General features: G+C 68.4%; 18 protein-coding genes. 6 read left to right on the top strand and 12 right to left on the bottom strand.

Annotation, left to right across the window (positions count from 1 at the left end; all coding sequences use genetic code 11):
* Positions 1-18: 18 nt before the first annotated feature.
* From Q0R13_RS06105 to Q0R13_RS06095, 3 genes are read right to left on the bottom strand one after another with little or no spacing between them, the layout of a single operon-like run.
* Positions 19-618: a GNAT family N-acetyltransferase gene (locus Q0R13_RS06105; RefSeq protein ID WP_293901013.1), complete on the bottom strand. Its 600-nt coding sequence runs from the start codon at positions 616-618 to the stop codon at positions 19-21.
* Complete coding sequence (gene hemF, locus Q0R13_RS06100; RefSeq protein WP_293901011.1) at positions 615-1,505, bottom strand: oxygen-dependent coproporphyrinogen oxidase; 891 nt, start codon at positions 1,503-1,505, stop codon at positions 615-617. Before hemF ends, Q0R13_RS06105 begins: the two co-directional genes overlap by 4 nt.
* 10 nt (positions 1,506-1,515) lie before the next feature.
* Entirely contained in the window at positions 1,516-1,986 is a 471-nt protein-coding gene (locus tag Q0R13_RS06095) for a tRNA (cytidine(34)-2'-O)-methyltransferase (protein ID WP_293901008.1), read from the bottom strand.
* A gap of 206 nt (positions 1,987-2,192) precedes the next feature.
* Between Q0R13_RS06095 and petA the strand changes: the two genes are divergently transcribed.
* Genes petA through Q0R13_RS06080 form a run of 3 tightly spaced genes read left to right on the top strand, consistent with a single transcriptional unit; the run spans position 2,193 to position 4,920 of the window.
* Complete coding sequence (gene petA / locus Q0R13_RS06090) at positions 2,193-2,747, top strand: ubiquinol-cytochrome c reductase iron-sulfur subunit (RefSeq protein WP_293901005.1); 555 nt, start codon at positions 2,193-2,195, stop codon at positions 2,745-2,747.
* 5 nt (positions 2,748-2,752) lie between these two features.
* Positions 2,753-4,072 carry a cytochrome b N-terminal domain-containing protein gene (locus Q0R13_RS06085; RefSeq protein ID WP_293901002.1) on the top strand — a complete coding sequence of 440 codons (1,320 nt, stop codon included), beginning with the start codon at positions 2,753-2,755 and terminating at the stop codon, positions 4,070-4,072.
* 5 nt (positions 4,073-4,077) lie between these two features.
* Entirely contained in the window at positions 4,078-4,920 is an 843-nt protein-coding gene (locus Q0R13_RS06080) for a cytochrome c1 (protein WP_293900999.1), read from the top strand.
* A 53-nt stretch (positions 4,921-4,973) separates the two neighbouring features.
* Here Q0R13_RS06080 and Q0R13_RS06075 read toward each other — a convergent pair whose 3' ends face one another.
* Positions 4,974-5,759, bottom strand: a complete 786-nt coding sequence (locus Q0R13_RS06075) for an aspartyl protease family protein (protein WP_293900997.1) — start codon at positions 5,757-5,759, stop codon at positions 4,974-4,976.
* A 69-nt stretch (positions 5,760-5,828) separates the two neighbouring features.
* Here Q0R13_RS06075 and Q0R13_RS06070 point away from each other — a divergent pair, with 69 nt between their 5' ends.
* On the top strand, positions 5,829-6,296 hold the full coding sequence (locus Q0R13_RS06070; RefSeq protein WP_293900995.1) for a hypothetical protein: 468 nt from the start codon (positions 5,829-5,831) through the stop codon (positions 6,294-6,296).
* Between the two features lie 27 nt (positions 6,297-6,323).
* Here Q0R13_RS06070 and Q0R13_RS06065 read toward each other — a convergent pair whose 3' ends face one another.
* The 6 genes from Q0R13_RS06065 to Q0R13_RS06040 form a co-directional block, all read right to left on the bottom strand.
* On the bottom strand, positions 6,324-6,527 hold the full coding sequence (locus Q0R13_RS06065) for a hypothetical protein (protein WP_293900993.1): 204 nt from the start codon (positions 6,525-6,527) through the stop codon (positions 6,324-6,326).
* Positions 6,528-6,776: 249 nt separating this feature from the next.
* Complete coding sequence (locus Q0R13_RS06060) at positions 6,777-7,460, bottom strand: dienelactone hydrolase family protein (RefSeq protein WP_293900991.1); 684 nt, start codon at positions 7,458-7,460, stop codon at positions 6,777-6,779.
* A 14-nt stretch (positions 7,461-7,474) separates the two neighbouring features.
* On the bottom strand, positions 7,475-8,146 hold the full coding sequence (locus Q0R13_RS06055; RefSeq protein WP_293900988.1) for a dienelactone hydrolase family protein: 672 nt from the start codon (positions 8,144-8,146) through the stop codon (positions 7,475-7,477).
* Positions 8,147-8,159: 13 nt separating this feature from the next.
* Complete coding sequence (gene ychF / locus Q0R13_RS06050; RefSeq protein WP_293900985.1) at positions 8,160-9,257, bottom strand: redox-regulated ATPase YchF; 1,098 nt, start codon at positions 9,255-9,257, stop codon at positions 8,160-8,162.
* 69 nt (positions 9,258-9,326) lie between these two features.
* On the bottom strand, positions 9,327-9,518 hold the full coding sequence (locus Q0R13_RS06045; protein WP_293900982.1) for a hypothetical protein: 192 nt from the start codon (positions 9,516-9,518) through the stop codon (positions 9,327-9,329).
* Between the two features lie 16 nt (positions 9,519-9,534).
* Complete coding sequence (locus Q0R13_RS06040) at positions 9,535-9,666, bottom strand: hypothetical protein (protein WP_293900979.1); 132 nt, start codon at positions 9,664-9,666, stop codon at positions 9,535-9,537.
* A 257-nt stretch (positions 9,667-9,923) separates the two neighbouring features.
* Between Q0R13_RS06040 and ggt the strand changes: the two genes are divergently transcribed.
* Both ggt and Q0R13_RS06030 read left to right on the top strand, forming a co-directional pair.
* Positions 9,924-11,678, top strand: coding sequence for a gamma-glutamyltransferase (gene ggt / locus Q0R13_RS06035; protein WP_293900976.1), 1,755 nt, complete (start codon positions 9,924-9,926; stop codon positions 11,676-11,678).
* 87 nt (positions 11,679-11,765) lie between these two features.
* The gene (locus Q0R13_RS06030) at positions 11,766-13,763 is read left to right on the top strand and encodes a toll/interleukin-1 receptor domain-containing protein (protein ID WP_293900973.1); all 1,998 of its coding nucleotides are present in this window, start codon (positions 11,766-11,768) and stop codon (positions 13,761-13,763) included.
* A 2-nt stretch (positions 13,764-13,765) separates the two neighbouring features.
* Here the strand turns inward: Q0R13_RS06030 and Q0R13_RS06025 are convergent, their stop codons facing one another.
* A complete protein-coding gene (locus Q0R13_RS06025; RefSeq protein ID WP_293900971.1) occupies positions 13,766-14,488 on the bottom strand; it encodes a PEPxxWA-CTERM sorting domain-containing protein in 723 nt (240 codons plus the stop codon).
* Positions 14,489-14,728: 240 nt separating this feature from the next.
* The coding region (locus tag Q0R13_RS06020; RefSeq protein ID WP_293900968.1) for a PAS domain S-box protein at positions 14,729-17,297 on the bottom strand (2,569 nt) is incomplete at its 5' end.

Genomic DNA, 17,297 nt, shown 5'->3' with positions numbered 1-17,297 from the left:
GTATATCACCGGGCGGCATCAGACGCCAAACGTCATCCAGACGACCGGGCCGGGTGCGTCCAGGCAGCGCCAGCCGTAGGTCTCGTAGAAGCGGATCGCCCGCCTGTTGGGCTCCGACGTCCCAAGGTGCGCGCGACCGCCGACCGCCTCGAGCCAGGTGTCCAGCATGCGCCGGCCCAGGCCCTGGCGCTGGAAGCGGGGCAGCAGGTCGACGTGCAGATGGGCCGGAGCCACATCGACCACGGCCTGGGGCGTGATCGCCGGGTGGTGGATCAGATAGGCGCACCATTCGTCTGGGGTGCGCCGCCGGCCCGGGACGTCGGCGGTGTCCGGGTAGCGGCCGCGCAGAGCGGGCCACCATTCGGCCTCGCGGCGGGCCTCGAAGGCCCGGGTGTCGGCGGTTCCGAGGATGTAGGCGGCGACGCCGGCGTCGTCCTCGGCGACGAAAGCCAGCTCCGGCTCCAGCATCGCGTAGGGCGCGGCGTAGATCTCGCCCAGGATGCGCCGGTCCGCGTAGAGGGCGCTGGCGTCCTGGCCGTGCTCGCCGGTCGACAGGCAGATGTGGTAGAGCGCGTCCAGGTCGCCCGGCCGATAGGGCCGGATCGCCGCCGCGCTCATTTCCACATCACCATCGGCGGCATCGAGCTCAGGATGGTCTCGATGTTGCCGCCGGCCTTCAGGCCGAACATCGTGCCCCGGTCGTAGAGCAGGTTGAACTCCACGTAGCGGCCGCGCCGGACCAGCTGCTCCTCGCGGTCGGCCTCAGTCCACGGCTCGCGCATCCGCTGGCGGACGATCTTCGGATAGACCTCGAGAAACGCCTCGCCCACGGCGCGGGTGAAGGCGAAGTCCTTCTCGAAGTCGCCGGAATTGTGCCGGTCGTAGAAGATGCCGCCGATGCCGCGCATCTCACCGCGGTGCGGCAGGTAGAAGTACTCCTCGCACCAGGCCTTGTACTTGCCGTACCACGCGGGGTCGTAGGGATCGCAGGCGCCCTGCATTGCGGCATGGAACAGCCTGGTGTCGTCGGCCTCCTGGCTGCGCTGCTCGTCCAGCATCGGCGTCAGGTCCGCGCCGCCGCCGAACCAGCTCTCGGCGGTCGACAGGAAACGGGTGTTCATGTGCACCGTCGGGACGCGCGGCGAACGGGGGTGGACGATCAGGCTGATGCTGGCGGAAACGTAGGACGGGTCCTTGTCGGCGCCGGGCATGGTGGCGGCCATCTCCGGCGAGAAGCGCGCCGTGGCCGATGAGGTATGGACGCCGGCCTTCTCGAACAGCCGGCCCTTGAAATGGCCGCCGATGCCGCCGCCGACCCCGGTTTCCCGCGCCCAGGGCCGCTGCTCGAAGCGGCCGGGCTGTTCGGGGTAGAGGTCCTCCGGCGCCGCGTCTTCCAGCTGCTCCAGCACCGCGAAGATTCGCAGTTGCAGGGCTTCGAACCAGGCCTTGGCGCGGGCGCGGCGGGCTTCGATCTCGGGCGGCAGGGAGGAGAGGGCTTGAGACATGGCGGGTTTGCTAGCCGGTTCGGGCGGGGCTTGGGAAGCCATCCGTCACGCTTAAGGCCCGCGAAAGCGCCATGGCCGCCGCCGTCACGACGTTCAGCGAGCGGGCGCCGGGGGCCAACGGGATGAACAGCCGCGCATCGGCGGCCTCATGGACCGCCTCGGGGACGCCGGCGCTCTCGCGGCCGAACAGCAGCACGTCGTCGGGGCGGAATTCGAAAGTCTGGAACGGCCGCGCGGCCTGGGTGGTGAACAGCACTAGGCGGCCGGTGCGGCCCCGATCGTCTCGGAAATCGGCCCAGCCGGGGTGTCGCCTCACGTCGGCGATCGCGGCATAGTCCATCGCCGCGCGACGGATCGCGGCGTCGCTCAAAGGGAAGCCACAAGGCTCGATCACCTCCAGGGGAACGCCCAGGCAGGCGGCCAGCCGGATGGCGGCGCCCAGGTTTTGCGGAATGTCCGGTTGAAAAAGGGCCAAACGCATTCTAAGGCCATCCGCCATCGGGAGTGGTCGGGGCGCAAGGGCACGAATCGGGGACAGCGGACGCGACGTCCGCCACCGTCTCGGTATAGAGTGCATGGCCCGCGACCTCTTCCGGAACCGGTTCGCCGCCCGTCGACGGGTTTCGGGCCGTAATTTCAGGGTCTCGCGGCGCGTCGTGGGGACTTCTATCGAAGGGTAGCTTCAAGGTGGCCGACACCGTCGTGGGCGCAACTCCCGACCCGCACGCCTCGGGTGAAGACCCGAGCCGTCGCGATTTCATCCATATTGCCGCCGGCGCGGCCGCGATCGGCGCCGTGGGCGGGCTCGTCTGGCCGTTGATCGACCAGATGAACCCCGCCGGCGACACGCTCGCGCTCGCCTCGATCGAGTTCGACCTGGGCAAGGTCGAGCCGGGACAGCAGGTGGTGGTGAAGTGGCGCGGCAAACCGCTCTTCGTGCGCCATCGCACCCCGGCCCAGATCGCCGCGGCGATCAAGGACGACCACGCCGATCTGCGCGACCCTCAGACCGACGAGGAGCGCCACAAGGCCGGCAAGGCCGAGTGGCTGATCCTGGTCGGCACCTGCACCCACCTGGGCTGCGTGCCCACGGTCGGTGGCGGCGACTACGGGGGCTGGTTCTGCCCGTGCCACGGCTCGGTGTACGACACCTCCGGACGGATCCGTAAGGGCCCGGCGCCGAAGAACCTGGAGGTGCCGACCTACGCCTTCCTGTCCGACAGCAAGATCAAGGTGGGTTGAGACCTATGAGCGGACATTCCACTTACGAACCGAAGACCGGGATCGAGCGCTGGCTGGACGTGCGCCTGCCGATCCTGCGTTTCGCCAACGACACCGTCGTCACATTCCCGACGCCGAAGAACCTGAACTACTGGTACACGTTCGGCGGCATCCTGGCGCTGATGCTTGGCATCCAGATCGTCACCGGTATCGTGCTGGCCATGCACTACGTGCCGCACGTCGACATGGCCTTCAACTCGGTCCAGCGGATCAAGCGCGACGTCAACTACGGCTGGCTGATCCAGGGCATGCACGCCAACGGCGCGTCGATGTTCTTCCTGGCTGTCTACGTCCACATGTTCCGCGGCCTCTACTACGGCTCCTACAAGGCGCCGCGCGAAGTGCTGTGGATCCTGGGCTGCGTCATCTACCTGGTGATGATCATCACCGCCTTCATGGGTTACGTGCTGCCCTGGGGCCAGATGAGCTTCCACGGCGCGGTCGTGATCACCAACCTGATCGGCGCGCTGCCGGTGGTCGGTCCTGCAATCACCACCTGGCTGTGGGGCGGCTTCGCGGTCGATGATGCGACGCTCAACCGCTTTTTCTCGCTGCACTATCTGCTGCCGTTCGTGATCGCCGGCGTCGTGGCGCTGCACATCTGGGCGCTGCACGTGCCTGGCAACAGCAACCCCAAGGGCGTCGAGGTGAAGTCCGAGGCCGACACCGTGCCCTTCCACCCGTACTACACGGTGAAGGACGGCTTCGCGATTTCGGTGTTCCTGCTGCTGTACGCCGCCTTCGTCTTCTTCGCCCCGGATGCCCTGGGCGACGCGGTCAACTATGTGAAGGCCAACCCGTTGGTAACCCCCGCCCACATCGTCCCGGAGTGGTACCTGCTGCCCTTCTACGCGATCCTGCGGGCGCTTCCGAACAAGCTGCTGGGCGTGATCGCGATGTTCGGCGCGATCGCCACCCTGTTCGTGCTGCCGTGGCTCGACACGTCCAAGGTGCGCTCGATGCGCTACCGCCCGGCAATCCGGCTTTGGTACTTCATCTTCTTCATCGACTGCATCGTGCTCGGCTTCTGCGGAGCGCACGCGCCGGACGACCTGGTGATCCCGGGGGTCTCGGGCCTGCAGTTGGGCGACGCCAACCTCAACAGCTTCGTCTGGCTGTCGCGGTTCGCGGCCACATTCTACTTCGCCTACTTCTGGGTGATCACCCCGCTCATGGGCCTCACCGAGACCCCGCTGAAGGTGCCGGAGTCGATCTCCGAACCGGTGCTGTCACATCCCGCCAGCGCACCCATGGGCGCCATGGCGTCGCCTGAAAAAAGGGGTTGAGCCCGATGCTCCGCAAAGCTTTCGCGTTCGCGGCGCTCGGCTTGGCCCTGATGGCGGGGCCCGCGCTCGCGGGGGCCACCCATGCCGAACCCAAGGACGTCCACTGGTCGTTCGAGGGCCCGTTCGGCAAGTTCGACACCGCTCAGGTCCAGCGGGGCTACAAGGTCTATCGTGAGGTCTGCTCGGCCTGCCACTCCATGGAGCAGATGTACTTCCGCAACCTCGGCCAGAAGGGCGGGCCGTTCTACGACGAGAAGTACAAGAACCCGAACGACAACCCCTATGTGAAGTCGCTGGCCAAGGACCTGCAGGTCAAGGACATCGACGCCGACACCGGCGACGTCATCCAGCGTCCGGCCGGCTCGGCCGACCGGTTCCCGGCGCCGTTCCCGAACGAGCCGGCGGCGCGGGCCGCGAACGGCGGCGCCCTGCCCCCGGATCTGTCGGTGATCGTCAAGGCGCGCGAAGGCGGGCCGCAGTACGTCTATTCCATCCTGACCGGCTACAAGGACCCACCCCCGGGCCTGAAGACGGGGCCGAACCAGTACTACAATCCCTATATGTCCGGCGACATGACCTCGTCGTGGAGCGGCAAGGGTCCGGTGCCGGAGGGCGGGTTCATCGCTATGCCGCCGCCGCTGGTGGATGGCAGGGTGACCTTCGACGACAAGTCGCCGTCGATGCTCAGCCAGGAAGCCAAGGACGTCGTGGCCTACCTGGCCTGGGCCTCGGACCCCAAGGCGACCGAACGCAAGGAGTTCGGCCTGGGCGCGATGATCTATCTGTTCTTCTTCAGCGTCCTGCTGTGGTTCAGCTACCGGCGGGTCTGGAAGAACATCGGCCACTAAGGCGGCGGTCAGAGCGCCAGATATAGCGAAGGCCCCGGATCGCTCCGGGGCCTTCAGCGTATGGAGGTCACGATCAGCCGTCCGGCGGGGAAGTCGAAACGCAGGCGGAAGTGGGCCAGGACCTCGGCGCCCAGCACGCCCACCACCGCTCCGTCCGGCTTCATCAGCCCGGCCGCGACGTCGCGGCCCGACGCGCCGGCGAAGGTGACGCTGGCCAGGCGAGCGAACCAGACGCCCTGCGGGTAGAGCTCGTCCGGCGTCGCCGCGCTGGGCGCCTGGGCCAGGTCGTCGGCAAGGCGGACGGGCGCGTTGGCGCCGGTGGCGATGACGAAGCGGCCGGCGATCTCATGGGCGTCGTCCGAGGCCGTGGCGAGCGCCGTGGGCCGGCCCAGGTCCCAGGCCAGCTCCAGGGTCCGCCCGCGGAAGGCGGCGGCCTGGCCGGGCTCCCAGAGGCGCACGCGGCACGGCGCGTAGCTGACATCCAGCACCCAGCCCTTCAGCAGGTCGGCGCCGATCACCCCGGCCACCGGGGTCGGCAGGTTCCAGGTGCGGACGTCCAGGTCGGCCACTTTCAGCGGCCGCGCCGTGGCGGTCATGCCGGCCAGGCGGACGTCGCCGGTGAGCTCGGTCTCCGCGAAGCCCGCCGACTGCGCCCGGGTCTCGTGCAGGACGCTCTGCGCCGTGCCGGTGTCGAGGATGTAGTCGCCGGCGATCCCGGCCACCACGGCGGGTACGACCAGCGTTCCGCCCTCGAAGCGGCAGGTTTCCTCGCCGGCGACGGCTGGACCGGCGGCAAGAACGCCCAGCAGGGCCAGCGGGATGAGTCGCGTGCGGATCACGCCGCAGCATAGCGCGGGACGGGCGGTTTTCGTCTTAGCGCCACGGCGTCGGGCCCCTACATTATGGCCATGGCCCACACGCCCGCCTGGCGGAACTTCAAGCGCACCCAGGACCTCACCGTGGTGATGGCGGTGCTGATCTATGCGGGCGCGGTCGTGCACGCCTACCTGCGCCTGCCAGGGCCGATGTCGCTGGTCACCCAGCGCACCCTGGTCTGGCCGGGGCTGTTCCTGATGCTGTCGCTGAGCCTGCCTCTGATCGTCGGTCGCCTGCGCCGCGGGCTGACGAAATATGTCTGGATGAGCTTCCAGGCCGGGTTCGGCCAGAACCTGCGCTCGATCCTGGCCGGGGTGGTGCTGCTGGGCGGCGCGGCGGGGTTCATGTACTGGCAGATCGTCGGCGCGGCCCACGGCGGCCGCTACCCGGCCGGCGTCTTCTCCGGCTACGCCGCCGGCATCGGCATCCTGGCGGCCCAGGCGGCCCTGGTGCGGGTGCTCGAGCGGGCGCCCGAGGTGAAGACGCAGATCGAGCGTTAGGCCTTGGCTCCGCCTGTCGCGGTTCAACTACTGCGACGAACCCGTAATCCTCTGCGGCGCGAAATCGTCATGGCCGGCTTGAACATCGTTCAAGTCCACGCGCGCGCTCTCCACACTCACCAGCAGTGCGAACAGCCTGTCGACCGCAATGGGCTTGGCCAGATAGTCGTCCATGCCGATTTCCAGGTACTCTCGCACCTGATGGTCCATGGCGTTCGCCGTCAGCGCCACGATCCGCGTCCTACGCCGTCGCGCCCAAGGTCAATCTCGGCGTTGCCGGCTACGCCCTCGATCAGCTCACGCCCAATCGGGCCAACGGCGTCTCCATCCCGGATCGCGGGAGAAGGAACTCTATGTCGGCCCGGGCGCGCACTTCAAACTCGATGACGCCAACAGTCTCAACCTGAACGTCTATCTCAAGGCCATCTCACATGACGCCGTGAGCGGGACGAAGTTCAGTTCGCAGTACATCCATCGGTTCTAGACCTCGCTGCGGCCGGCGCCGTTGCGGGCGAAGAGCTGCAGGGTGCGCAGGCGCGAGAGCCGCGCGCTGTCGGCGTGGAAGCCGTTCGGCGCCACGAAGGCGTGGCCGGCCTCGTACTCGTGGACCGGCAGGTCGGGATAGGCGTCGCGGATGGCCTGCACGGTCGCCGGCGGGATCAGGTCGTCGGTCTTGCCCAGGTGCAGCAGGGTGGGGACCAGAAGCGCCTCGCCCAGGTAGTCGATGATCTGGCCGCCGTAGTAGGCCGCCACGGCCGACAGGCCCGTGCAGCGCGAGGCGGCCAGCCAGGCGGTGGTCCCGCCGAAGCAGAAGCCGATGCAGAACACCGGCGGCGCCAGCACGTCGATCGCTGCCTGCACCGCGTCGAGCACGCCGGCCCCCCAGTCCGCACGCCGGGCGAAGCCGTCCTGGCGGGCATAGCGGTCCGGGTCCGTGTCGCGCTCGGCGAAGCCTGGGCCATAGCGGTCGAACAGGCTGGGGACGATGGTCTCGTAGCCGTCCTCGGCGAAGCTGTCGGCCAGCTCGCGCAGATGGGGGGTGACGCCCCAGATGGCGTGGCAGATGACCAGCCCGCCGCGGCGCGCGTCCGCGACCGGCGCGTGGTAGGCCTCGAACGCGAAGCCGTCGACCGCGCTGGCCAGCCGAATCGTCTCGCCCCCCATGGCGTTTGGTCCCGTCAGGCCTGGTCGAACAGCTCGAGCGTGCGATGGCGGGCCAGGTCGGCGGCCTCGGCGTTGTAGCGTTCGGGGCTCTCGTTGTTGAAGCCGTGGCCGGCGCCTTCGTAGATGTAGACCGGCACCTCGGGGTTGGCCTCGGCGACCGCGGCGGTCACCTCGTCGGCCGGGATGCCGGGGTCGGTGCGGCCCAGGTGGACGATCACCGGGCAGCTGGGCTTCATGGAGGCATTGGCCTTCACCAGGCTGCCGTAATAGCTGGAGGCGGCGGCGATGCCCTCGAGCTTGCCGGCCGAGAGCCAGGCCAGCGAGCCGCCGTAGCAGTAGCCCACCACGCAGACCTTGCCGCCGTGCCCGGCCAGGAAGTCGCGGCAGGCGGCGATGTCGCCCAGCGCCTGCTCCATCGGGGTGCCCATGGCATGCGCGATGCCGGCCTTCAGGCCGTCGGGATCGTGGTCGGCGGTGAAGCCGGGTTCGCGGCGGTCGTAGAGCGAGGGCGCGATCGCCTCGTAGCCCATCTTGGCCCAGCGCTCGACGTCGGCGCGGACGTGCGGGTCGATGCCGAAGATCTCCTGGATGACGATCACCCCGCCCTTGCGCGGCGTGAACGCCGGTTCGTGATAGGCGGCGAACTCGAACCCGTCGGCGCCGGCCAGCTTGATGGTTTCGGCCATGATCGTTTCGTCCCTAAACGTTGAAGCGGAAGTTCAGCACGTCGCCGTCCCTGACGACATACTCCTTGCCTTCCTGGCGGAGCTTTCCGGCGTCGCGCGCCCCGGCCTCGCCCTTCAGCCGGACGTAGTCGTCATAGGCGATGGTCTCGGCGCGGATGAAGCCCTTCTCGAAGTCCGTGTGGATCACGCCGGCCGCCTGGGGGGCGGTGTCGCCCTTGTGGATGGTCCAGGCGCGGGTCTCCTTGGGGCCGACGGTGAAATAGGTCTGCAGGCCCAGCAGGTGATAGGCCTCGCGGATCAGCTTGTTCAGGCCTGGCTCGGTGAGGTCCAGGGTCTCCAGGAACTCCGTCCGCTCGGAGGGGTCGAGCATGGCGATCTCGCTCTCGATCTGGGCGGAGATCGCCACGTGGTCGGCGCCGTCGCGCGCGGCCCGCTCGGCCACCAGGCGCGACATGTCGTTGCCGGTGGCGGCTGACGCCTCGTCGACGTTGGAGACGTAGAGCGCCGGCTTCGAGGTCAGCAGCTGCAACATGCGCCAGGCCTTCTCGTCCTCGGCGGAGACATCAACCTTGCGGGCCGGGCGGCCGGCGTTGAGTTCGGTCAGGGCAGCCTGGACCAGGCGCAGCGTCTGGACGCTGTCCTTGTCGCCGGTCTTGGCGCGCTTCTCCAGGTTCACCACCCGCTTCTCCAGGCTCTCCAGGTCGGCCAGCATCAGCTCGGTCTCGATGGTCTCCAGGTCGGAGAGCGGATCGACCTTGCCCTCGACGTGGGTGACGTCGTCGTCGATGAAGCAGCGGGCCACGAAAGCCACGGCGTCACAGTCGCGGATATTGGCCAGGAACTGGTTGCCCAGGCCCTCGCCCTTGGACGCCCCGCGCACCAGGCCGGCGATGTCCACGAAGTTGATCCGCGAGGGGATGATCTCCTTGGACGGGATGATCGCCGCCAGCGTCTCCAGGCGCGGCTCGGGCACGGCCACGTCGCCGGTGTTGGGCTCGATGGTGCAGAACGGATAGTTCGCGGCCTGCGCCGCCGCGGTCTGGGTCAGCGCATTGAACAGGGTCGACTTGCCCACGTTCGGCAGGCCTACGATGGCGACTTTGAGGGCCATGGGAGAGAGCGGTTCCTTTTCGAGGCGCCGCACCTAGCATGCCGGCGCCTCGACGCGAAGCGCGCCGCCTCAGGGTTCGTTGTCCGGGGGATCGTCGGGCGTCCTGGTGAGGGGAAGCAGCACGCCACAGGCGGGGCAGGCATAGCCGCGGGTCCAGTGCGAGCGGTGCGAGGCGCCCAGCGCGTCGTTCACCGCAACGAGCCGGACCGGCTCGACCCGCTCCAGCGGCTTGCGGCAGGCGGGGCAGGCCGGCCGGGTCATGAGGACATCTCCGCGGTCAGTTCCACTGTGCGACGGCGCGCGCGCTTCGAGGCAGCGTCGCGCCGCCGAACCCAAACGCCAGGATCCCGGCCAATGCAATCAAGAGTTTTCTGACCGCAACTTCCAGTCGAAAGATGCTGGTGCACATGGCTGTTTCCGGGATCGCAGCTATCCGACCTGGAAAAGACATAGGATTTGGCAGAGGAGCAATCTGACCGCTCGTCCAACGATTTCCCTATCGAACGATAGTCCCGGACCCGCCCGGCGAGATGCGGCCGACCCGACACCGGCTCATGGCGGCGCCAGGATCGCGCGCCGGACCTGCGACTTGACAGAGTCCCCTGCGACTTGACAGAGGCCGCCGGCGACCCCGCCAATCGCACCGTCCCATCCCGAAAGGTCGATATGCGCGTCCTGGCCGCCCTCCTCTGCACCACCCTGATCGCCACCGCTGCGCAGGCCGCCGCGCCGGAGCCCGTGGCGGGGTCGGGCGGGATGGTGGTGAGCGCCCAGCACCTGGCGTCCGACGTGGGCGCCGACATCCTGCGGAAGGGCGGCAATGCGGTCGATGCGGCGGTGGCGGTGGGGTATGCGCTGGCGGTGGTTTATCCGCAGGCTGGCAACATCGGCGGCGGCGGGTTCATGACCCTGCGGCTGGCGGACGGCCGGACGACCTTCCTGGATTTCCGGGAAAAGGCGCCGCAGGCCGCCACGGCGACCATGTACCAGGATGCCGCCGGCAAGATCGTGCCGGGGCTCTCCACCGACAGTTGGAAGGCCGTGGGGGTGCCCGGCACGGTGATGGGGCTGGAGGCGGCGCGGGTCCGCTACGGCACCATGTCGCGGGCGGTGCTGATGGCGCCGGCGATCCGGCTGGCGCGCGACGGGTTCGTGCTGGGCCAGGGCGACGCCGGGGTCATGGCCTTGGAGTCCGCCGGCCTGGCGCGCGATCCGGCCGCGAGAGCGATCTTCCTGCCGCGCGGCAAGGCGCTGACCAAGGGCGACCGCCTGGTCCAGGCCGACCTCGCCGCCACCCTGACGGCGATCGGCGACCAGGGGCCGGACGCCCTCTACCGCGGGTCCATCGGGGCAGCGATCGCCGCCGCCAGCCAGGCCGGTGGCGGGCTGATCACCCGGGAGGATTTCTCCCGCTACCAGGTCCGCGAGTTGAAGCCGATCGAGTGCGACTACCGCGGCTACCATGTGATCTCGGCGCCGCCGCCCAGCTCCGGCGGGGTGGCGATCTGCGAGACGCTGAATATCCTTCAGGGCTACGACCTGGCGGCGATGGGCTTCCATTCCGCCGCCGAGGTCCACGTCATGACCGAGGCGCTGCGCCGGGTCTATGTCGACCGCAACAACAAGCTGGGCGACCCCGACTTCGTCAGCAATCCGGTGGCCCAGCTGACCGACCCCGCCTATGCCGCGAAACTGCGGGCGCAGATCGATCCGGAGCGGGCGACGCCGTCCTCGACCCTGGGCCCGCCCCAGGCCCCGACCGAGGGCCGCAACACGACCCAGTACGACGTGCTCGACGCCCAGGGGAACGCGGTCTCGGTGACCTACACCCTGAACGACTGGTTCGGCGCCCATCGCGTGGCGGGCCGCACGGGCATCGTGATGAACAACGAGATGGACGACTTCACCTCGCTGGTCGGCGCGCCCAACATGTTCGGCCTGATCCAGGGGGCCAACAACGCCATCGCGCCCGGCAAGACGCCGCTCAGCTCGATGAGCCCGACGATCCTGACCAAGGACGGCAAGGTGGCCCTGATCATCGGCAGCCCCGGCGGCTCGCGGATCATCACCATCACCCTGGAGGCGATCCTCAACATGATCGACCACGGCATGGACGTGCAGGAGGCCATCGACGCGCCACGCCTCCACCACCAGTGGCTGCCCGACGTGATCTACCTGGAGCCGTTCGCACTGTCGGCCGACACGCGGCGGCTGCTGGAGGGGCGGGGCTATGCGTTCAAGGACGACGAGCTCTGGGGCATCGCCGAGGGGATCGTCACTGGCGCGCCGACCCTCAAGCCGCCGACGGCCGACGGCCAGGGCCGGGTCCTGTCGCTGGGCCTGCCGGTGCTGGCGGGCGCGACGATGTTCGGCGGGCACGACGTACGCGACGGGGCGGGCTCGGTGGCGCCGGTCAACTGAGCGGGGCGGTCGGCGCGCCAGCCTCTGCGCAGAGGGTTGCAAGGCCGGAGATGCTAGGTTCTCGTGTTGCCGGGGGGCACGGGGCGCATGAAGTACGCGGCTTTCATCAGTTACAACCATCGCGACCGGAAGATCGCGGCCTGGCTGCACAGCGCGCTGGAGACCTATCGGGTGCCGCGCCAGCTGCGCGGTCGGGAGACGGCGCTGGGGGTCCTGGGCGCGCGGCTGCCGCCGGTGTTCCAGGACCGCCAGGAACTGGCCGCGTCCTCCGACCTGGCCGGCTCGGTGCTGGCGGCCCTGCAGGAGTCGGCCTCGCTGATCGTCATCTGCACGCCCAACGGGCGGCGGTCCAAGTGGGTGAACGAGGAGATCCGCGCCTTCACGGCCATGGGCCGGCGCGACCGCATCCAGTGCCTGATCGCCGGCGGCGAGCCCAATGCCTCGCGCTCGGTGGGCGGCGACCCCGAGCTGGAGGCGCTGCCGCCCGCCCTGTTCGAGGGCGTCGACACCGAGCCGCTGGGCGCGGACATCCGCAAGGGCCAGGACGGCAAGGTCTCCGGCAAGCTGAAGCTGATCGCCGGGCTGCTGAACGTGCCCTACGACGAGCTGCGCCAGCGCGAGGCGGCGCGACGCCAGCGCCGGCTGGCGGTGATCGCGGCCGGGTCGGGCCTGGGCTTCGTGGTGATGAGCGGGCTGGCGGCCACCGCCGTGGTGCAGCGGAACGAAGCCGTGAAACAGCGCGACCTGGCCCGGCAGAAGACCCTGACCGCCGAGCGGACCGTGGAGTTCGTGAAGTCGATCTTCACCGTCTCCGACCCCTCAGAGGCCAAGGGCGCCAGCATCACGGCGCGGGAAATCCTCGACCGCGGGGCCCGGCAGATCCAGGGGGAGCTCAACGACGAGCCCTCGGTGAAGACCGAACTGGGCGTCACCCTGGGCGAGGTCTACATGGGCCTGGGGCTGTTCCATCAGGGCGAGACCCTGGTCCGGAGCACCTTCAGGATTCACGGCCGCGATCGGGGCGCCGTCGTGCGGCAATTCGCGGCCCTGGGCGATGCGCAGTCCAAGCAGAGCGACTTCGCCGGGGCGGTGACGTCCTATCGGACGGCCCTGGCCCAGGCCCGCCGGCCCGACAGCGGCCGCGAAGATATGATCCCGCGCATTCTGGTCGGCCTCTCGGAGGCGCAATCGTCCAACGACGACTTCGTCGGCGCCCAGCGGTCGGCCGACGAGGCGCTCAGCCTCGACGTCACCCGCCTGGGCCCGGATCATCCGGACGTCGCGCGCGACCTGGAGACCCAGGCCCTGAACGCGCTGGGCGCCGGCAAGCTGGACCGCGCGCAACAGCTGTATGAGCGGGCGCTGCAGATTCGCGTGCGCAAGCAGGGCGAGCGCCATCCCAAGGTCGCCGAGGATCTGAACCAGCTTGGATCGATCGCCTATTTCCGACGCGACGGAGCCAGCGCGGAGAGGTATTTCCGCCGCGTCCTGGCCGCCAACGAGGCGGTGCTGGGGCCGATGCATCCCGACCTGGCGACGACGCTGAACAATGTCGGACGGGTGGTGCTGGAACGGCGCGGCTTCGGCGAGGCCAACGCCATCTACGAGCGCTCGCTGGCGATCACCCTGCAGCAGCGCGGCGAGACCTTCGACGATCTGGCCTTCACCTTCGCCAACCTGGCGCTGGTCAAGCGTGCCCTGGGCCAGCCGCAGGAGGCCGAGGCCATGTTCCGCAAGGCGTTGATGGCGGCCAAGGTCCACCGGCACCGTAACCTGGCGCCGATCATGACCGATCTGGCCGACCTGCTCTGCGAACAGGGGCGTCCCGCGGAGGCGGCCACGCTGCTGCGTGACGCCCTGCCGATCATGGCGGAGACCTATCCCGACGACCCCTGGCGGCTGGCCTGGGTCGACAATGTGCAGGGCGGCTGTCTGCTGAAGCAGGGGCGCCTGGCCGAGGCGCAGAAGCTGCTGAAGAGCAGCGACCCGGCCCTGGCGAAGCGCTGGTCGGAAAACACCCTCTACGGTGCGGCGTTCCGGGAGCGGGAGCGACGCCTCAACGCCGCCCTGCGCAAACCGGCCTGAACCTAGGTTGCTTGGGGGCGACGCCTGGGTCCGCGTCGCAGGGCCGCGCCGACGCCACCGAAGCCGAGGATCATCAGCGCCCAGGCGCCAGGTTCCGGCACGGCGTCAGCGGCGACGGGCGAATCGAAGATGGCCCCGAAGAAGTAGTTCTTCTTCTTGTCGGCATCATCGACGCCGCTGTCGGAAGCATACTTGAACTTGACGTCAAAACCTTCGTCGCCGGCCCGATAGACAGGAGCCAGGATCATCGCATACTTTCCAGAATAGCAATGCTGCGGCGTAATACATTGAAAGAAGGTCACAACGAAGTTGTTTCCCACCATCTTGAAGGCGGCGATCTCCGGGGGAAAGACGTTGCCCGGATTTCCGGCGTCAACTTGCGCCAGGACCTTGAACTGATTTATCGGATCGGCGTTGCCAATGTAGTTGCCGACGAACTGAATCACGCCGTCGTTGCGAACAATCAGCTTGTTGGTCGCGCTGCCGCCGATATCCGCCTCGTAAGGCAAGTACTGGTTGGGACTGTCGCATTCGTCGCCGAAGTCCCCAACACTCGCATCGCAATAGCCCCCGAAATTGAGGATCAGCGCCTTGGTGCCGGACGAGTCGATGGCGGTGTATTTCGCTTGTGCCGATGTGGCGAACATCAGGCTGAGCATCGCGGCAGCGCCAATGGCCAGCGTGCGATTGTTTAATTTCTCGATCGCAGCATGATCGAAGCTCATGTCTCAAATCTCCCCAACGCGAACACACCCCATGTGTTCATCACGTCGATATTCCAAAATCTGAAGACTGCACAGGGAATTCAACCTACGCCGGAGCGCGTTAACCTTTTTGATGATCTAGGATTGCATTTCCGGGGTGCGAGGAGAGTCTATCGGTTGCAGCCGCGAACGCCAACTGACTGTTGCTCACCAGGGCAATCGCAGAACTAAGCTTAGGGCCTGTGCGACGGCACGAAACCTCTAGTGCGGGCGGCCGCCCGCCCGCAGGTGGTCGAGATAGCTCGACAGTTCGCCGGCCCAGTGGCGCGAGACCGCCGAGTCCGAGAGGTCCGCGGCCTGTTCGAGCCCGGCGCCGATGTCGGTGATCATCTGGAAGCCGAAGCCGCCGCCGGAGCCGCGTAGATTGTGGCCGAGGATGGTCACCGCCTGGAAGTCTCCGCAGTCCAGGGCGGCGACGATGGCGATGACGTTCAGCCGGCAGTTTTCCAGATAGGCCGGGGTCTGCGCCGCCAGCCGTTGCGCGGCCCGCGACAGGCCCGCCGCGGGGATCGCGGCCAGGACCGGCGCGACCGGCGCGGCTGGCGCCTGGACGGCGGAGTGGTCCTTGATCGCCTGCAGCAGCACCTCCTGCCGGATCGGCTTGGTCAGATAGGCCGTGCAGCCCGCCGCCAGGCAGCTCTCCCGGTCGCCCTTCAGGGCCGAAGCGGTCAGGGCGATGATCGGCGTGGGCGGGCGGTCGTTGGCCTTCTCCCAGGCCCGGATGGTCCGCGTCGCCGTGAGGCCGTCCATGGCCGGCATCTGGCGATCCATCAGCACCAGGTCGTAGCGCCCCGCGGTGAACATCGCGCACGCCAGGACGCCGTTCTCGGCCACGTCGACCACGTAGGGCGTGCCCGCGAGATAGGCCAACGCGATGGTGCAGTTGTCGGGCGAGTCCTCCGCCATCAGGATGCGCAGCGGCGGGAGCGGCGTGTCGGGGCCGGTCCCGACCGGCGCGGCGACCGGGCGGCTGGCCGCCGTCGAAACCTCGAAGGGCACGACGAAGCCGAACAGGCTGCCCTGGCCGACCTGGCTTTTCACCCAGATCCGCCCGCCCATCAGCTCGACCAGGCGTCGCGAAATCGTCAGCCCCAGGCCAGACCCGCCAAACCGCCGGGTGGTCGAGGAATCGGCCTGGGTGAAGCGTTCGAAGACGTGATCCTGCTTGTCGTCGGCGATCCCGATGCCGGTGTCGGTGACGGTGAAGCGCAGGGCGGTCGGCACGGCGTCGTTGCCGTCCGGCTCGACCCGCAGCACGACGCTGCCAGTCTCGGTGAACTTGACGGCGTTGCCCAGCAGGTTGAGCAGCACCTGGCGCAGACGGGTAGGGTCGCCCACCAGGTCGTTGCTGACGCCGGGCGCGATCTCGCAGACCAGGGTCAGCGCCTTCTCCTGCGCCTTGGGGGCGATCATCTCCATCACCTTCTCCAGGTGATCGGCGAGCGAGAAGCCGGTGCGCTCCAGGTCGAGCTGCGAGGCCTCCACCTTGGAGAGGTCGAGGATGTCGTTGATCAGGTTCAGCAGGTTGTCGCCCGACCGGCGGAAGATCTGCACGAACTTGTCCTGCTCGGGGGTGAGCGCAGTCTTCGCCAGCAGGTCGGCGATCCCCATGATCGCGTTCATCGGCGTGCGGATCTCATGGCTCATGCTGGCCAGGAAGTCGGATTTGGTGCGGCTGGCGCTCTCGGCGGCGGCCTTGGCCTGCTGCAGCTCCAGCTCGAAGCGCTTGCGTTCGGTGACGTCGCGGGCGGCGGCGAACACGCCCTGCAGCTTGCGGCTGCGGTCGTAGAAGGTGGTGGCGTTGTAGGAGACCACGGTCTGCTTGCCGTCGCGGGCTCGGGCGGTCAGTTCGTAGTCGGTGACCGACTTCTCGGCGAGCACCCGCTTGATCCCGGCCTCGGCGCGCGCCGGGTCGGTGAAGCAGTCCTTGAACGGGGCGCCGATCAGTTCGTCCCGCGTGCAGCCGGTGAGCGCCTCGGTCTGCTTGTTCACATCGGTGATGATCCCCGCCGGGTCGATGGTCATCAGGGGGTCGATGTTCGATTCGATCAGCGAGCGGGTGTAGAACTGCTGATCGCGCAGCCGCTGGTCGGACTTCTTCTGCTCTTCCTCGACCAGCTTTCGCGCGGTGTTGTCGGTGCCGATCAGCAGGTAGCCGATGATCGCGCCCAAGGGGTCGCGCAGCGCCGTCACCGACACCACCGCGGGGAACCGCGTGCCATCCTTGCGGACCTTGGTCAGCTCATAGATGTCCTCGATGCCGCGCGAGGCCTTGAACACCAGGGCTTCGAAGCCGGGGGTGATGGGGGTGCCCAGCTCGGCGCTGAGCGCTTCGGCGCGGGCGATCAGCTCCAGTGGATCGGAGAAATGCGCCGGCGTGATCTTGTTCATGACCTCGGCCGCCGTGTAGCCGAGCATCCGCTCCGCGCCGACGTTGAAGATCTGGATCACGCCCTTGGCGTCCGTCGCGATGCTGGAGAAGTTGGCGCTGTCGAAGATCGCCCTCTGCAGGGCGCCGGCCTTCAGCAGGGCGTCCTCGGCCTCCTTGCGCGCGGTGTTGTCGGTGCCGATCAGCAGGTAGCCGATGATCGCGTCCTCGGCGTCGCGCAGGGCGGTGACCGAGACCACCGCCGGGAACCGGGTGCCGTCCTTGCGGATGTAGGTCAGCTCATAGATGTCCTCGATGCCACGCGAGGCCTTGAACACCAGGGCCTCGAACCCCGGCGTGATCGGCGTCGACAGCTCGGCGCTCAGAGTCTCGGCGCGGTCG

Source organism: Phenylobacterium sp. (assembly GCF_025351295.1).
In the GTDB taxonomy this organism is placed as follows: Bacteria; Pseudomonadota; Alphaproteobacteria; order Caulobacterales; family Caulobacteraceae; genus Phenylobacterium.
Note: the sequence above shows the minus strand (reverse complement) of the source record. Positions and strands in the feature narration are given on the sequence as shown.